The organism is Stenotrophomonas sp. YJH_SMC_122, assembly GCF_059369535.1.
The window spans coordinates 251,206-266,678 of sequence record NZ_JCAFST010000004.1 but is presented as its reverse complement, the minus strand read 5'-3'; the positions used below and the strand labels follow the sequence as shown (position 1 = coordinate 266,678).

General features: G+C 67.3%; 15 protein-coding genes. 8 read left to right on the top strand and 7 right to left on the bottom strand.

Translation table 11 applies throughout. The annotated features are described in order from the left end of the window. The first annotated feature begins 193 nt into the window (after nucleotides 1-193). Nucleotides 194-355 carry a hypothetical protein gene (locus AC5P66_RS08200; RefSeq protein WP_014037806.1) on the top strand — a complete coding sequence of 54 codons (162 nt, stop codon included), beginning with the start codon at nucleotides 194-196 and terminating at the stop codon, nucleotides 353-355. 43 nt (nucleotides 356-398) lie between these two features. Here the strand turns inward: AC5P66_RS08200 and AC5P66_RS08195 are convergent, their stop codons facing one another. Then, on the bottom strand, nucleotides 399-1,025 hold the full coding sequence (locus AC5P66_RS08195) for a rhomboid family intramembrane serine protease (protein ID WP_049417227.1): 627 nt from the start codon (nucleotides 1,023-1,025) through the stop codon (nucleotides 399-401). A 7-nt stretch (nucleotides 1,026-1,032) separates the two neighbouring features. Continuing rightward, a complete protein-coding gene (locus AC5P66_RS08190; protein WP_049417228.1) occupies nucleotides 1,033-2,598 on the bottom strand; it encodes a POT-type proton-dependent oligopeptide transporter in 1,566 nt (521 codons plus the stop codon). 162 nt (nucleotides 2,599-2,760) lie between these two features. Here AC5P66_RS08190 and AC5P66_RS08185 point away from each other — a divergent pair, with 162 nt between their 5' ends. After that, nucleotides 2,761-3,609, top strand: a complete 849-nt coding sequence (locus AC5P66_RS08185; protein ID WP_495216181.1) for an endonuclease/exonuclease/phosphatase family protein — start codon at nucleotides 2,761-2,763, stop codon at nucleotides 3,607-3,609. A 131-nt stretch (nucleotides 3,610-3,740) separates the two neighbouring features. Here the strand turns inward: AC5P66_RS08185 and AC5P66_RS08180 are convergent, their stop codons facing one another. After that, complete coding sequence (locus AC5P66_RS08180) at nucleotides 3,741-4,352, bottom strand: superoxide dismutase (RefSeq protein WP_005410310.1); 612 nt, start codon at nucleotides 4,350-4,352, stop codon at nucleotides 3,741-3,743. Nucleotides 4,353-4,571: 219 nt separating this feature from the next. On the opposite strand from AC5P66_RS08180, the gene AC5P66_RS08175 reads away from it, so the two are divergent. Then, nucleotides 4,572-5,024, top strand: a complete 453-nt coding sequence (locus AC5P66_RS08175; RefSeq protein WP_049417233.1) for a guanyl-specific ribonuclease — start codon at nucleotides 4,572-4,574, stop codon at nucleotides 5,022-5,024. Then, entirely contained in the window at nucleotides 5,024-5,437 is a 414-nt protein-coding gene (locus AC5P66_RS08170; protein WP_049417235.1) for a barstar family protein, read from the top strand. Before AC5P66_RS08175 ends, AC5P66_RS08170 begins: the two co-directional genes overlap by 1 nt. 100 nt (nucleotides 5,438-5,537) lie before the next feature. On the opposite strand, the gene AC5P66_RS08165 is transcribed toward AC5P66_RS08170, so the two are convergent. Both AC5P66_RS08165 and AC5P66_RS08160 read right to left on the bottom strand, forming a co-directional pair. Continuing rightward, nucleotides 5,538-7,298, bottom strand: coding sequence for a hypothetical protein (locus tag AC5P66_RS08165; protein WP_495216180.1), 1,761 nt, complete (start codon nucleotides 7,296-7,298; stop codon nucleotides 5,538-5,540). A gap of 10 nt (nucleotides 7,299-7,308) precedes the next feature. Then, nucleotides 7,309-7,908, bottom strand: coding sequence for an NfuA family Fe-S biogenesis protein (locus AC5P66_RS08160; RefSeq protein ID WP_049417239.1), 600 nt, complete (start codon nucleotides 7,906-7,908; stop codon nucleotides 7,309-7,311). Nucleotides 7,909-7,998: 90 nt separating this feature from the next. Between AC5P66_RS08160 and AC5P66_RS08155 the strand changes: the two genes are divergently transcribed. The 3 genes from AC5P66_RS08155 to zupT all read left to right on the top strand — a co-directional run bounded on the left by AC5P66_RS08155 (nucleotide 7,999) and on the right by zupT (nucleotide 9,669). After that, nucleotides 7,999-8,349 carry a 4a-hydroxytetrahydrobiopterin dehydratase gene (locus tag AC5P66_RS08155; protein ID WP_021203009.1) on the top strand — a complete coding sequence of 117 codons (351 nt, stop codon included), beginning with the start codon at nucleotides 7,999-8,001 and terminating at the stop codon, nucleotides 8,347-8,349. Then, nucleotides 8,346-8,762 carry an energy transducer TonB gene (locus AC5P66_RS08150; RefSeq protein ID WP_049417243.1) on the top strand — a complete coding sequence of 139 codons (417 nt, stop codon included), beginning with the start codon at nucleotides 8,346-8,348 and terminating at the stop codon, nucleotides 8,760-8,762. The genes AC5P66_RS08155 and AC5P66_RS08150 overlap by 4 nt, the downstream gene beginning before the upstream one ends. Nucleotides 8,763-8,859: 97 nt before the next feature. After that, on the top strand, nucleotides 8,860-9,669 hold the full coding sequence (zupT, locus tag AC5P66_RS08145) for a zinc transporter ZupT (RefSeq protein ID WP_049417245.1): 810 nt from the start codon (nucleotides 8,860-8,862) through the stop codon (nucleotides 9,667-9,669). 71 nt (nucleotides 9,670-9,740) lie between these two features. Here zupT and AC5P66_RS08140 read toward each other — a convergent pair whose 3' ends face one another. Beyond that, nucleotides 9,741-10,715 (bottom strand): RluA family pseudouridine synthase, encoded by a 975-nt coding sequence (locus tag AC5P66_RS08140; RefSeq protein ID WP_262257130.1) that lies wholly within the window; start codon nucleotides 10,713-10,715, stop codon nucleotides 9,741-9,743. 407 nt (nucleotides 10,716-11,122) lie between these two features. Between AC5P66_RS08140 and rne the strand changes: the two genes are divergently transcribed. Then, on the top strand, nucleotides 11,123-14,419 hold the full coding sequence (rne, locus tag AC5P66_RS08135) for a ribonuclease E (protein ID WP_495216179.1): 3,297 nt from the start codon (nucleotides 11,123-11,125) through the stop codon (nucleotides 14,417-14,419). A 168-nt stretch (nucleotides 14,420-14,587) separates the two neighbouring features. Here the strand turns inward: rne and AC5P66_RS08130 are convergent, their stop codons facing one another. Next, nucleotides 14,588-15,472: an endonuclease/exonuclease/phosphatase family protein gene (locus tag AC5P66_RS08130; RefSeq protein WP_111097175.1), complete on the bottom strand. Its 885-nt coding sequence runs from the start codon at nucleotides 15,470-15,472 to the stop codon at nucleotides 14,588-14,590. Nucleotide 15,473: the final 1 nt, after the last annotated feature.

Below are 15,473 nucleotides of genomic sequence, written 5' to 3'. Positions count from 1 at the left end.
GGCGACTGCGTGGATGGTGCGCAGCCGGGCGCCATGATCGCGTGAAGCCTGAACAGGGGCAAGTCCAGTCCATTCACGTCAGTTTTCGCCCTCAAGCTGGAGGCGGGCCGGCCGCTATCGCCTATGGAGGGGTACGGCCAGGCTGGCACGACCCTTGCGACCGTTGACCATGCGCACCACCGTGGAGGCTCCCATGCACGCCAGCAATTCCCATTCCGATACCGACCGCGCCCTGCTGGAGGGCCTGCTTCAACTGGCGGTGGAAGGGCAGACCGAGGATCAGGATTTCCAGCGCATCGGCGAGGAAGTGTTCGCCCGCCTGCTGGATACCTACGGCCAGCAGACCGCGGCCTGACCCGGCCGGGGCGGATCGGACCCGATCCGCCCCGCTACCCGCATCAACCGCCGCCCAGGCGGAAGGTCGGGTTGGAGAGTTCGCGCAGGAAGTGGTTGAAGATGCTCGGCTGCATGGCCAGCATGAAGATCACGCCGAACGCCGCACCTGCCAGGTGCGCGCTGTGGTTGATGCGATCGCCGCCGCGCTTGTCCATCCAGATGCTGTAGCCGACGTAGAACGCGGCGTAGATGATCGCCGGTGCCGGGATGAAGAACACCAGGATGATCGACCACGGCTTGATCAGGATGAAGGCGAACAGCACCGCCGACACCGCACCGGATGCCCCGAGGCTGAGGTAGTTCGGGTTCTTCTGGTTCTTCAGGTAGCTGGGCAGGATCGAGACCAGCAGCGCGCCGATGTAGAACGCCGGGTAGGTCAGGTAGCTGCCGGTCAACTGCACCATCACGCTCTCGATGAATCCCCCGAAGAAGAACAGGGTGATCATGTTGAAGATCAGGTGCGACCAGTCGGCATGGATGAAGCCATAGGTCACCAGCCGGTCGTACTGGCGATGGCGGTCGACGGCCGGCGGCCACAGGATCAGGCGATCGGCCAGCTTGCGGTTGTTGAACGCCATCCACGACAGGATGGCGGTGATGGCGATCAGCAGCAGATTGACGGGGGTCATGTCAGGCTCAGGCGCTACGGTAGTTGTCGACCATACGATAGCGTTTCGCGTACCAACCGAAGGCCAACGCCGCGACGAAGGCGAAACCGGCGAAGAAGAACATCAGGAACGCCGCTTCGCTCAGGCCCGTACTGGCGATCCTGTGGGTCACGGCATCGTTGCGCACGGCAGCGTTCGACAGCAGCACCCACAGGTTGCCGATGGTGGTGGTCAGGTTCCAGAAGCTCATCACCACGCCCTTCATCGCCTGCGGCGCCTGGCTGTAGGCGAACTCCAGGCCGGTGGCCGAGACCAGCACCTCACCGAAGGTCAGCAGCGCATACGGCAGCATCTGCCAGAAGATCGACATGGCGTTGCCGCCGTCCATCACCACCTGGATGCCGCCGACCACGATCCAGGCCAGGCCGCTGAAGGCGATGCCGGCGGTCATGCGGCGCAGCGCGGTCGGCTCGAAGCCGAAGCGGCGCAGGGCCGGGTACAGCACCAGGTTGTTGAACGGAATCAGGATCATCACCAGCAGCGGATTCAGTGCCTGCATCTGCGAGGCGGTGAACCAGTTCGGCATCTGCATCTGCTGGCCCTGCAGGACCCAGGTCGAGGCCTTCTGGTCGAACAGCGAGAAGAACGGCGTGGTCAGCGCGAAGATCACCAGCACGCGCAGCACCGAGCGCACGCCTTCCACGGCTTCGGCCGGATGCTGGCCACGGGCGCGATCGAGCTGCAGCCAGGTGCCACCGCCGATGCCCGCCAGGATCGACACCAGCGCCAGGCACAGGCAGATCACGATGCCCAGCGAGCCGACCAGGCCGAACGAGGCCGCAGCCAGCGCCAGGCCGAGCACGGCGATCACCAGGCCCGGACGGCCCTGGCCGGCCACGCGCGTGGTCAGCGCGGTGCGCACCACGTTGGCGAACGAATGCGGATCCTTCGGCGGCAGCGGCACCAGCACGTAGCGCTTGCGGCCCAGCCAGAACACGAAGGTGGCAATGAACATCAGGATGCCCGGGATACCGAACGCCCACTGCGGACCCCAGTTCTTCAGTACCAGCGGGATCAGCAGCGAGGCGAACAGCGAGCCGAAGTTGATGATCCAGTAGAAGGCGTCGAAGACGATCTTGGCCAGGTGCTTGTTGCTCTGGTCGAACTGGTCGCCCATGAACGAGGCCACCAGCGGCTTGATGCCACCGGCACCCAGCGCGATCAGGCCCAGGCCGAGGAAGAAGCCCTCGCGGCTGTTCTCGAACAGCGCCAGGCACAGGTGGCCGGCGCAGTAGACCAGACTGAACCAGAGGATGGTGTGGTACTTGCCGAAGAACCTGTCGGCCAGCCAGCCACCGAGCAGCGGGAAGAAGTACACGCCGATCATGAAGCTGTGCATGATGTCCTTGGCTTCACCAGCACGGCCTTCCGCAGTGATTTCCTGCAGCAGCAGCGAGGTGATCAGGAACTGCACCAGGATGTTGCGCATCCCGTAGAAACTGAACCGTTCGCAGGCCTCATTGCCGATGATGTACGGAATCTGGCGCGGCATCTTTCCTTGGCCGGCGATGGGGGCGACTGCGTCGTGGCTCATCCTGTAAGGCATTCCTGCAAAGCGAAAGGCGCAAGGTTACCGGAACCAGGGCTTGCGAAGCACGCTGCAGGGCTGCATGACAACGGTGCCAATCCATGGCAGGCAGTGCAGGCCCTGCCGGAAGTCACGGCACCTGCACGACAAAAGCGTAAACTTATCGTTATGCGCCCCCTCGCCCCCGCCCGCCTCCTGCTCAGCTGCCTTGCGCTGTTGCTGGCATTGCAGGCGCAGGCACGACCACAGGCGCCGGCCGCCGTTGCCAGTGAGAGCGAACCTCGGCAGCTGACGGTAGCCGCGCTGGAGCTGCCCAGCCGCGATGACGCGCAATGGAAGCAGCGTCGCGAGCAGGTCGCTCAACTGCTGGCCGACCTGCAGCCGGACGTGATCTCGGTGCAGCAGGTGCTGCAGCAGCAAGGCCGCAACCCGGCCTGCTGGCTGGCCAGCCGGCTGCGCTACAGCTGCGACTTCGTCACCGCCGACCCACCCAGCCAGCCACTGCGCCATGGCAACGCCATGCTGACCCGACTGCCGGTGAGCGAGGACGGCGTGACCCTGCTGCATCCTCCCGGCACCTTCAGTGCGGCCGGCATGATGCGGCTGAAGCTGGGCGAGGCGCTGGTCAACATCTATGTGGCGCGGCTGCGCCCGGACCCGGACGAGGCCCCCGCCCGCCAACACCAGACCAGCGACCTGATGACCTGGATCGGCGCCACCGCCGAAGGCATGCCCAGCCTGATCGCGGGCGACTTTTCGGCCAGCACGGTGGAGCTGGTGCGGAGCACGCCCGGCTTCCAGCCGGCACGGCGCAATCCCGGCGGCCGCCCCGAGCCGCCTGCGGCCAGTGGCGGCGGCGCCAGTGGCCACGGCTTGGACGTGCTGTTCCAGGTCAAGCACTTCGGCGGCATCCGCCAGCAGCCGATCCTGCTGCCCGCCGACGGCGACCTGCCCGGACTGCGCCTGGGCGTGCTGGCAACCCTGCGCCTGCAGGACGATACGGCCACCGCCGAATAGGTCGTGCCGGTCGCTCGCCGGCTCCCTCGGGACCACACGATTGCCGGCCAGCGGCCGGCACTACCGAATGAGTCCTGCAACAGAAAAGGCCGGGGTCTCCCCCGGCCTTTCCACTCATCCCGTCACCGCGATCAGGCGATCGCTTCCTGGTAACGACGCTCGACTTCATTCCAGTCGATGACGTTGAAGAACGCACCGATGTATTCCGGGCGGCGGTTCTGGTACTTCAGGTAGTACGCGTGCTCCCACACGTCCAGGCCGAGGATGGGGGTGTTGCCTTCCATCAGCGGGCTGTCCTGGTTGCCGGTGCTCTCGACCACGACCTTCTTGTCCGGGGTCACGCTCAGCCACGCCCAGCCGCTGCCGAAACGGGTCAGCGCCGCCTTGGTGAAGGCGTCCTTGAACTTGTCGAAACCGCCCAGGTCCTTGTCGATGGCCTTGGCCACGTCGCCCACCGGGTTGCCGCCAGCATTCGGAGCCATCACGGTCCAGAACAGCGAGTGGTTGGCATGGCCACCACCGTTGTTGCGCACCGGGCCCTGCAGGTTCTCCGGCAGCGACTTGAGCTTCTTCACCAGCTCTTCGACCGGCAGGTCAGCGTACTCGGTGCCTTCCAGCGCCGCGTTGACGTTGTTGATGTAGGTCTGGTGATGCTTGGTGTGATGGATTTCCATCGTCGCCGCATCGATATGCGGCTCCAGCGCGTCGTAGGCGTAGGACAGCTTGGGCAGGGTGTAGGCCATGATGCATCTCCTGATTGCGAGGGCACCCGACGATGTCGGGCGGTGCGCGGTGAATGATGGGGACAGACCATCAGATTACCAAGGGGGATGTAAAGGAAATTGCGTCCTGCCAGTGAGCACGACGGCAATTGTTACGCAGCAGTGACGCGGCGCCGCCCTCATGCACCATGCAGCGCGCAGGCGCTACAGTGCGTGCACCACCCTCGCCCGCCCCTGCCCATGCGCAACCCCCGGCTGCTGATCACCGCCATCGCCCTGCTGCTGCTCGGCCTGGTCGCCAACCATTTCCTGCAGCGGCCGCCGACGCCACAGTTCGCACCGGACCTGCAGGGAACACCGACCACACGGGCGCCTGCCACGGCCACGCCCGGAGGGGACAACGGCCTGCCCGCGTTCCTGCCCACCGAAGCACGCGCGACCATCGCCCTGATCCAGCGTGGCGGCCCGTTCCCGCACCGTCAGGATGGCACCACCTTCGGCAACCGCGAGCAGCAACTGCCGCAACGTCCGCGTGGCTACTACCGCGAGTACACCGTCGACACCCCCGGTGCACGCACGCGTGGCACGCGCCGCATCGTCACCGGCGGCGATCCGCCGGAGGCGTGGTACTACACCGACGACCACTACGAATCGTTCCGCAGCTTCACCGTACCGGCCCAGGGAGCGCAATGATGAGCCACGATGATTTCGGCCTCGGCCTGCATGACATCAATAATGCCGGTGTCTATGCCATCGACAGCGATGACATCGGCGCACTGGCCGCAGCAATGCGCGATGCCAGCCTCAAGGTGATCCGCATCGACCTGGAAGGCGTGACGGACAAGCGCACCCTGCTCGCCCGGCTCGCCGCGCAACTGGATTTCCCGGCCGGTTTCGGCGGCAACTGGGATGCACTGTCGGACAACCTGCGTGATCTGCAATGGCTGCCGGCCAACGGCTACGCGCTGTTCCTGTGCGACGTGGACGCGCTGCGCGCCGCCGCGCAGAAGGACTTCGACACCCTGCTGGACGTGATGGATGAAGCCAGCCGCGATTGGGTCGGTCGCGATGTGCCGTTCTGGGTGTTCCTGTCACAGAGCACGTAAGGCCAGTGCCTGGGTAGAGGCCGACCTTGGTCGGCGCTTCTGTGCCAAGCAAGGTTGGCATCCACCAAAGCACGAGCCAGCCAGGCGTGGCGCCCCTTGCCTACCGGCTCCCGTTATCTTCCTGCAGCTCTTTCTTGAACGGAATGTCCGGCGGCGGCCGTGCCACGGCCGGCTGGTCCTGCATGTTGGGGTTGGTCAGGCCACAGCCACCGCCGGCCTGCAGGATCGAAATGACGCAGGAAATCCTCGTGTTGGTGCCCGGCAGTGGAATCTCCATCGCCTTGACGCCCTTGCGCACCCATTCGGCCAGCAGCGATTCCTGCGGCACCCAGTACTTGTCGAACGACGTCGGCGTGTAGTCGTACGGCGGACGTTTCAGCCATGTGCCCGATTGCGCGATGCGCTCCTTGCTCCAGCCGTCGTTGGCGCCCCCGGGCGCACCGCGCTCGGCGTGGCCATCGCCGTCCTGGCCCGGCACGCGCACGCTGCCATCGGCATTGAACAGGCCATTGCCCCTGCCGGCGGCGCTGGCCTGGCGGGCACCGCCATTGCTGCCGTCGCGGCTGCGGCTGGAAGATCCCCAGTCATCGCCCTTGGCCGGTGTCGCCCAGTTGCCGGGATCGGGGGCCGGGCGCGCTCCCGCGTTTGCCGGTGTGCTGCTGGAGGCCGACGGACGGTTGCTGCTGCTCGTCTGCGCCGCGCTGCCCTGGGCCGCAGCCGCAGGCGTCACGGTGGCACTGCCACTGGAGGATGCCGGTGCCGCCGCCGGTGCCGGGGCCACTTCACGCTCCCGCACCTGTACATCACGGCCGGTGGGCGCGCGTACGGCGGGCTCACGCCCGGCCACCGCCGCCATCCGCACCTGCGGATCGGCCACCACCTGCACTTCACGTTCACGCACCTGCACGTCCTGCTGTGGCACGCGCACCTGCATTTCAGGGCTGCGCAGCGGTTTGGGCGCGACCGGCGCTTCGACGGTGCTGACTTCGCGTTCGCGCACCTGGATGTCACGCACCTGTGGTGTGCGCACGGCCAGCTCCGGGGTGCGCACCTGGGCAGGCGCCGGCGGCGCGTGCACCGGCTGCACGCTGCGCTCGCGTACGCTGGGCGTGCTGTCCCGCGGCACGACGCTGACTTCGGTTCGCGGCACGCTGACCGGCGGCACCACGAAATCCGTGCTGGCCTGCGCCACTTCGGTGGCCTGGACCGGTGAAGGCGGCGGCGCGGCAACCGGCGCCGGCTCGGCTTCGGCTGGCGGCGGAGGAACACTGGCGGTCGGCGCGGATGCAGGGGACGATGCGGCGGCTTCGGCAGTCGCCGGGCGCGGAGCAGGAGCCGTGGCGGCGCCCGCCTGCTGCCCCGTCGCAACCCGACCTGCCGCGGCGGCCGCAGCGACTTCGGCGCCTGGCTGATCGCCCCCACCTTCCTGGGTCGCGCGGCCGACGAACTCCACCTGCACGCGCTCGCCGTCGGTGCCCTCTTCGTCTGGCGCAGTGGTGCGGATCACCGCCACCCACAGCAGCAGCATGAAGAACAGCAGGTGCAGCAGTGCGCTGATCAGCGCCGAGGTCCAGCGCATCCAGCGCTGGTCGCGCGGCGCAGCGTCCCAGTCCTGCCAGAACAGACGGCGCAACGCCTGCCACGGTGACAACTGCGGCGATTGGCCTGGCCGGGCGGGCAGCGGACGCGGCAGCAATACCGCAATCACTTCGCGGGCATGCAACGGCCGCGGCAGCGGCCCCAGCGAGCGCAGCCACAACGCCCAGCCATAAGGCAGGCGCGTGGTCTTCTCAAGGACGGCGCGGGGCTGCTGGCGGGCCAGCAGCAGATCGATGAGTTGCTCGGCCCGGGTCAGAGGCACGCGTCAGCGATCAGGCGACGTTGTCGCGCGGGATGTACGGCGCGTGGCCGCTGTCGTGGTCGGTCGCGTCGCGCACGGCGGTCACGCCCGGCACGCGGCCCATCAGGGTCTTTTCGATGCCCTGCTTGAGCGTCACGTCGGCCATGCCGCAGCCCTGGCAGCCACCACCGAAACGCAGCAGCACCACGCCGTCGGCCGAGACTTCCTGCACGGCCACCTTGCCGCCATGCGAGGCCAGCTGCGGATTGACTTCGTTCTCCACCACCCAGTGCACGCGCTCGACCAGCGAGGCCGCATCACCGGGCGCTTCACCCTTGATGCGCGGCGCCTTGATGGTCAGCTGCTGGGCACCGGCGGTGCCGGCGACGATGTCGATCTCGGCACCGTCGAGCCAGCCAACGCTGCCGGCATCGACATAGAGGGTGAAGCCATCGCAGTCCACCGCCCACTCGTCGCCCAGCAGGTCGGTGGGTTCGGCGAACTCCAGCCGGGCGTCGGCGCGCGGGGTACCGGGGTCGACCGCGCTCAGGCGCACGCCCATGCCAGGCACGCCCTCGCGTTCGATCAGCTTGCGGAAATGGGTCTGGGCAGTGTCGGAGATCTGGATCATCAGGCTATTCTAGCCAAGTAAGCGTCAGCCGCTCATTCGGTTTATACACCGTCCGGCGCATTGTTCAGTCAACACGAGGTGGAGATTCCCATGGCCGACCTGATTCCACTGGCCCAGGCCCGTTGCGTGCCACGCAAAGGCAGCGACCACAAGCTCGGCGAAGCCCGCCTGGCCGAATTGCTGCCGCAGGTTCCCGGCTGGGAGCTGAGCGAGGGCGGGCAGGCCCTGACGCGCACCTTCCGCTTCAAGGATTACTACGCCACCATGGCCTTCGTGAACGCGCTGGCCTGGATTGCACACCGCGAGGACCACCATCCGGACCTGGGCGTGCACTACGACCGCGCGGTCGTGCGCTTTTCCACCCACGACGTGGGCGGTCTGAGCGAGAACGACTTCATCTGCGCGGCAAAGACTTCGGCCCTGACGGAGCAACTGCCATGAACGTACGCTTGCTGAGCCTGTCCCTGATCGCTGCGGCCGGCCTGCCCGGCTGCGGCTCATCCGAACCGCCGGCACCACCGCCGCCGCCGCCGACCGAAGTCGCAGCAGTGAAGACGCCGCCGCCGCAGTACCCGCTTGAACTGGCCTGCATGGGCGTGGGCGGCACCAGCACGTTCAAGGTGACCATCGGAACCGACGGCAAGCCGAGCGAGGTCGCCCTGCTGACTGGCGCGGGCAACCCGCAGCTGGACGAACTGGCCAAAACCGCCGTGCAGGGTTGGCAGTTCAAGGCCGCGACCCGCAATGGCCAGCCGGTGCCGGCCACCATCCAGGTGCCGGTCAGTTTCAACCCGCCGCAGCCGAAGCCGGACCAGTGCTTCGCCATTGAAGAGCGCCTGCGCCGCGGCGGCTGATCGCACGCACCCGACGAGGCCAGCCGGCGCCCGCCTCGCCCTCGCCGCCCCGGCCCTGTCCGGGGCGGTTGTCTGTTGACCAGGACTGCGTCGGTAGATGCTGCAGATTCCCCCCGAAAACATCTGGATTGCGCTGGCGGTCACCCTCGCGGCCGGCCTCGCCACTGCGATCGGCAGCCTGCTGGTGCTGTTCTCGCGCCGCCCCAGCCCGCGCCTGCTGGCCTTCGGCCTGGCCTTCGCCGGCGGCGCGATGGTCTATGTGTCGCTGTCGGAAATCCTCAACAAATCCATTGCTTCGTTCGCACTGGCCCATGGCGAGCGCACCGGCTTCACCTACGGCACCCTGGCGTTCCTGCTGGGCGTGATCGTGATCGTGCTGATCGACCACTTCATTCCCAACCCGCATGACAGCCTGGACAAGCAGGATCCCGCGTTCCGCGAAAACAGCCGCGAGTACCTGAAGCGGGTCGCGCTGCTGACCTCGGTGGCGATCACCGCGCACAATTTCCCGGAAGGGCTGGCGACCTTCTTCGCCACGCTGGAAAGCCCGTCGGTGGGCATGCCACTGGCCTTTGCGATTGCCATCCACAACATCCCCGAGGGCATCGCGATCGCGGTGCCGGTGTACTTCGCCACCCAGAACAAGGCCTATGCATTCAGCGCCAGCCTGCTGTCGGGCCTGGCCGAGCCGGTGGGCGCCGCGCTCGGCTACTGGTTGCTGTCCGGGTCGCTGTCGCACGCCACCTTCGGCTGGGTGTTCGGGCTGATTGCCGGCGTGATGGTGTTCCTGGCACTGGATGAGCTGCTGCCGGCCGCCAAGCGCTATGCGAAGGGCCACGAAACCGTCTATGGGCTGGTGGCGGGCATGGGCACGCTGGCGATCAGCCTGGTGCTGTTCAAATGGTGAGGGGTTCCCGGTCCGCCCTGTAGAGTTGAGCCATGCTCGACCGGCTTTCGCGCAACACGGCCGAACCGCCGTCAGCGCAGGCGATCCAGCGCCTCGACCAGTTCATCGGCCAGCGGCGCGTTCAGCACATACGGGCTCTTGCCGTCGTCCAGTGCGAACTCCAGCGAGGCCGCGTGCAGGAACAGGCGCTTCAGCCCGATCTGCTCACGAAGCCGCTTGTTGACTGCCGGATCACCGTACTTGTCGTCACCGGCCACCGGATGGCCCAGATGCTGGGCATGCACGCGGATCTGATGGGTGCGGCCGGTTTCGATGCGCACCTCGCAGTACGAATGGCCGCCGCGGCGCTCCAGCACCCGGAAGTGACTGATCGATTGCTTGCCGATCGCATTGACCTGTACATGGCGCTCGCCGCCCTGGCGCAGGCCCACGTGCAGCGGCGCGTCGACGGTCATCACACCGTCCGGCATGCGGCCGGCCAACAGGGTCAGGTAGCGCTTGCGGATGCCGGCGCCGTGGTCTTCACGCAACAGCGCCTGCAGTTCGCTCAGCGCCGAACGCTTCTTGGCCACGATCAGCAGGCCCGAGGTGTCGCGATCCAGCCGATGGACCAACTCCAGTGTCTGTCCCGGGCGCAAGGCGCGCAGGGTCTCGATGGCACCGAAGCTGATGCCGCTGCCGCCGTGGCTGGCCACGCCGGAGGGCTTGTTCAGGGCCAGCAGCCGGGCGTCCTCGAAGACGATGGCCTGCTCCAGCCGGCGCATGAACGCCTCTGGCGGGCCGGCCTTGTCTCCTTCCTCACTGAGACGGACCGGCGGCACACGCACCTCATCGCCCGCCTCCAGCTTGCGCTCGGCCTTGGCGCGGCCGCCGTTCACCCGAACCTGCCCGCTGCGCACCAGCTTGTACACCAGGCTGCGCGGGGCTCCCTTCAGCTGGCCGAGCAGGAAGTTGTCCAGGCGCTGGCCGGCGCGGTCGGCGGGAACGGTGATCATGCGCACGGAAGGCTTGTCGCCAGCGGGTTTGGTCGGGTCTTGGGCGGTCATCAGGCTGTTTATTCTGTTACACTCGGGGGGCGAGATAAGGGATTGATTTCGTTGGAAGTTACTCAGGGCCAGAAGCCCAGCTTCCGACGAATCCGGCACAGTGCGCGACCACCGCCCGCGGGGCGGCCATGTTAGCGGCTCACCGGCCTTCCCGGCCATCGCCGGATGCCTGACACGCAACCGTGCTGAACATGTCCCGCGTGGCGCTCCAGCCTGGCTGACAGCTGCCTGCGGCCCTGCAACACCCAAAACCCATAAGAGTGAAGCGCTCCCGCGGCCTGCCGTGGTGTCGTAGCGCTGGAAACCCAAGCCGCCCTCCCCGCGCTTGCGCGAATGGGCGGCGAGCCGTGTCCAGAGGCGAAACCCCATGGCGTTCCGCGCGGTAGCCGCTTGCGAGGAACGCAACAATGAAGCGAATGCTGATCAACGCCACGCAGGCTGAAGAGCTGCGTGTTGCCATCGTGGATGGCCAGTCGTTGTATGACATCGACATCGAACAGCCGTCGAAGGAACAGAAGAAGTCCAACATCTACAAGGGCCGGATCTTCCGCATCGAGCCCTCGCTGGAAGCCGCCTTCGTCGAGTACGGCGGTGGCCGCCATGGCTTCCTGCCGCTGAAGGAAATCTCCCGCGACTACTTCCAGGCCGGTGTAGACCACAACAAGGCCGGCATCCGCGAGCTGCTGAAGGAAGGCCAGGAGATCGTTGTCCAGGTCGACAAGGAAGAGCGTGGCAACAAGGGCGCCGCCCTGACCACGTTCATCTCGCTGGCCGGCCGCTACATGGTGCTGATGCCGAACTCGCCCAGCGCCGGCGGCGTGTCCCGCCGCATCGAGGGCGAAGACCGTGCCGCGCTGAAGGAGGCCCTGGACAAGCTGAACATTCCCGACGACATGGGGGTGATCATCCGTACCGCCGGCGTCGGTCGCGATGCGGAAGAGCTGCAGTGGGACCTGGACTACCTGCTCAACGTCTGGCGCGCCATCGCCGAAGCCGCGCTGAGCAAGCCGGCCCCGTTCCTGATCTACCAGGAATCGCGCCTGATCGTGCGCGCCCTGCGGGACTACCTGCGCGCCGACATCGGCGAGATCCTGGTGGACACCGAGGAGATGTACGAGCACGCCCGCGAGTTCATGCAGCAGGTGATGCCGCAGACCCTGCGCAAGCTCAAGCACTACAAGGACGACATCCCGCTGTTCAACCGCTTCCAGATCGAGTCGCAGATTGAAGGCGCCTACGAGCGCAACGTGCGCCTGCCGTCGGGCGGCTCGATCGTGGTCGACCAGACCGAAGCACTGACCGCAGTCGACGTGAACTCCTCGCGCGCCACCAAGGGCAGCGACATCGAGGACACCGCCTTCCAGACCAACCTGGAAGCGGCCGAGGAAGTGGCTCGCCAGCTGCGCCTGCGCGACCTGGGCGGCCTGGTGGTGATCGACTTCATCGACATGGCCTCCAACAAGCACCAGCGCGAGGTCGAGAACCGCCTGGCCAACGCGCTGAAGTACGACCGTGCCCGCGTGCAGGTCGGCCGCATCTCGCGCTTCGGCCTGCTGGAAATGAGCCGCCAGCGCCTGCGCCCGAGCCTGGGCGAATCCAGCCAGATCGTCTGCCCGCGTTGCGACGGCCACGGCCGCATGCGCAGCGTCGAGTCGCTGTCGCTGTCGATCATCCGCGTTGCCGAAGAGCATGCGATGAAGGAAAACACCGGGCAGGTGCTGGTCCAGGCGCCGGTGGAGATCGCCAACTACCTGTTGAACGAGAAGCGCAGCGCCCTGCGCGAGATCGAGCAACGCCACGAAGCGCCGATCGTGATCGTCGCCGACGAGCAGCTGCACACCCCGCACTACGCGGTCACCCGCCTGCGTGAGAACGAGCTGGGTGAAGAGAGCAGCAAGCCCAGCTACCAGCGCGGCACCCCGCGCAAGCTGCCGGTGCACGCCCTGACCAAGGGCCAGCTGAACATCCCGCCGCCGGCAGTGACCCAGGTCAAGCACACCTCTCCCGCCCCGGTGCGCGAGGAAGCGGCTCCGGCTGCAGCCGCTCCGGCTGCGGTCGTGGCAGCGCCAGTGGCGCCGGCTCCGAGCGGCGGCGTGATCGGTTGGCTCAAGCGCGTGTTCGGTGGCGAGCCGGCACCGGCGCCGGCTCCGGCCGCCCCGGCTCCGCGCCAGCAGCAGGACGGTGGTCGCAAGGACCGCAACAAGGATCGCAACAAGGATCGCAAGGACCGTCGCGACGAAAACCGTGGCAACGGTGGCAACGGCAACGCGCAGCAGCAGAAGGATGGCGGCAACCGCAAGGACCGTGGTGAGCAGCGCAACAAGGACGGCCGCAACGGCAACAACGGCAATGCCCAGCAGCAGCCGCAGCAGGGCAGGCAGAAAGAGCCGCAGCAGAAGGATGGCCAGACGCAGCCGCAGCAGCAGAACAAGCCGCGCAACGAGCAGCAGGGCCAGAACCAGAACCAGAACCAGAACCAGAACCAGCCGAAGCTGAAGCAGCCCAAGCAGCCACGCCAGCAGCAGGACGGTGACAAGCCGGCCGAGAAGCCGCAGCGCAGCGTCGCCGAGCTGCCGGCCGAGGCCGTGACCGGGGCTGCAGCCGTAGCCGCTACGGCCGTCGCTGCCAACGTCGTGACCGCGCAGGAAGCCACTGCGCCGGTGGCGCCGGTTGCACCGGCTGCCTCCGCTCCGGCGGAAGTCACTGCACCGGCCGACACCACTGCCAACGCCGGCAACGAGGCCGAGGCGATTGCCGTGACCGGTGAAGATGCTGCCCTCGACGCCAACGGCGAGCAGGCCGGTGAAGGTGCAACCCGCCGCCGCCGTGGCCGTCGTGGTGGCCGTCGCCGCCGTCGTGGTGGCGCCGAGAACGCTGCCGGCGGCGATGGCCTGGGCGATGAACAGGACGACGCGGACGACGGTGATGACACCGATGCCGCTGATGTCGCCGGACAGAGCAACGACAGCGTTGCCGGGACCACTCCGGTGGCCGCGGCACAGCCGGCGCGTTCGCAGCCGGAGTTCGAATTCGATGACGAAGCCGAACCGACCGCTGCCGAAGCCGAGAAGCCGGTCCGCGCCGCCGCTGTTGTCGCCGCGCCGGCCGCGGTGGTGAGCAGCGCCGTGGTCGATGCTGCTGCACCGGTCGTGGCGAAGGTACAGGCTCCGGTCGAAGCCGTCGCCAAGGCCGAACCGGCGGCGTCGCCGGTGCAGACCAGCATGCTCGATGCCATCGACGCTGCGACCCCGGCCCAGCCAGTGGCAGCGGCAGCCCCGGCGGTCGAAGCGAAGCCGGTGGTGGTTGAGGCTGCCCCGGTCGCTGAAGCCACTGCGGTGGTCGAAGTGAAGTCGGCCGTGGCCGAGGCTGCTCCGGTCGTGGAATCAGAGCCGGAGCTCGCTGAAGCCGCTCCGGCGGTCGAAGCCAAGCCGCTGGCCGTTGAGGCTGCCCCGGTGGCGGAAGCCGCTCCTGCGGTTGAAGCCGAACCGGTCGTCGAGACCGCGCCGGTCGCCGAACAGCCGGTCGCTCCGGTGGCGGTTGAAGCTACACCGGTGGAAGCTGCGGCCCCGGTCGCCGATGCAGTGGTGACACCGTCGATCGATCCGGTCGCCGATGGCCACGCCGATGCGGCAGCCCAGGCGGCCGAAGCCAAGGCCGACGAAGAAGGCGAAGAAGGCGCCAAGCGCACTCCGCCGGCGAACTGATCGCTCTTTGATCGCGTGAAAAAACGGCGGGGATCGATGATCCCCGCCGTTTCTGTCAGTGCGCCGGGCGCGTGCAGCGCTCTGGTAGAGGCCAACTCTGGTTGGCGCCGTTGTTGGAGCGAACGCGGACACGTCCGTGCCAGCCAAGGGGTGGCACCTACCAGGACATCATCGCGTCGGAGCGAATTGCAGGCGGGTCCACACGCCATAATGGTCCGAGGCCCAGCGACCGCTGTCATCGGGCTGGTCGAACAGGAGCTTGGCCTCACGTGCGACCATCGCGTCCTGCTGGAAGAAGATGTGGTCGATCCGCGAGGCCACCGGGTAGTAGTGCCTGTTCAGCGTACTGACCCCGGCCAGGTCGGTGTTGACGTGCACGCTGCCGTAGCTGTCACCGTAATGGCTGCGCAGCTCGCTCAGGTCGCTGGCATCGACCAGTGCGTTGAAGTCGCCCGCGATCACCACCGGTGCGCCGGCCGAGGTGCCGGCGATGAAGCGCAGCAGGTCCTCGACCTGGGTGCGACGGATGCGCTGGCCATTCTCGTCGCTGCGCTCGTTGAAGTGGGTGGCATAGACGTTGACCGCCTTGCCGTCCACATCGATGCGCAGATGGGCGACCGTCCGATAATCGTCCAGCGGCTGTAGCAGATGCTGACCCTGGGCGAGGATCGGTCGCCGGGTCAGCAGCGCATTGCCGTAACGTTTCGGCGCACCCACCGGATCGGTGGACACGAACACGTACTTGTAGCCGAGTTGGCTGGCCAGCCACTGCGCCTGGTTGCGCACGTTGCGCCGCTGGATCACCTCCTGCAGGGCAACCGCATCCGGCTGCAGGCGCTTGAGCTCGGCCAGGATGGTGCGGCGGCGGCTCGGCCAGTCCTCGCGGTCGTGATGCAGGTTGAAGGTCACCATGCTCATGCCTGGTGCGCTGGCGACGTCAGCCGCTGTCGCGGCGGTTGGCACGGCTGCCATCACGGCACCCGGCAATGCGAATGCAATGGCCAGTCCCAGGGCACGCACGGCCGTGCGCACCCTCGCCCCCTGCTGCTTCATC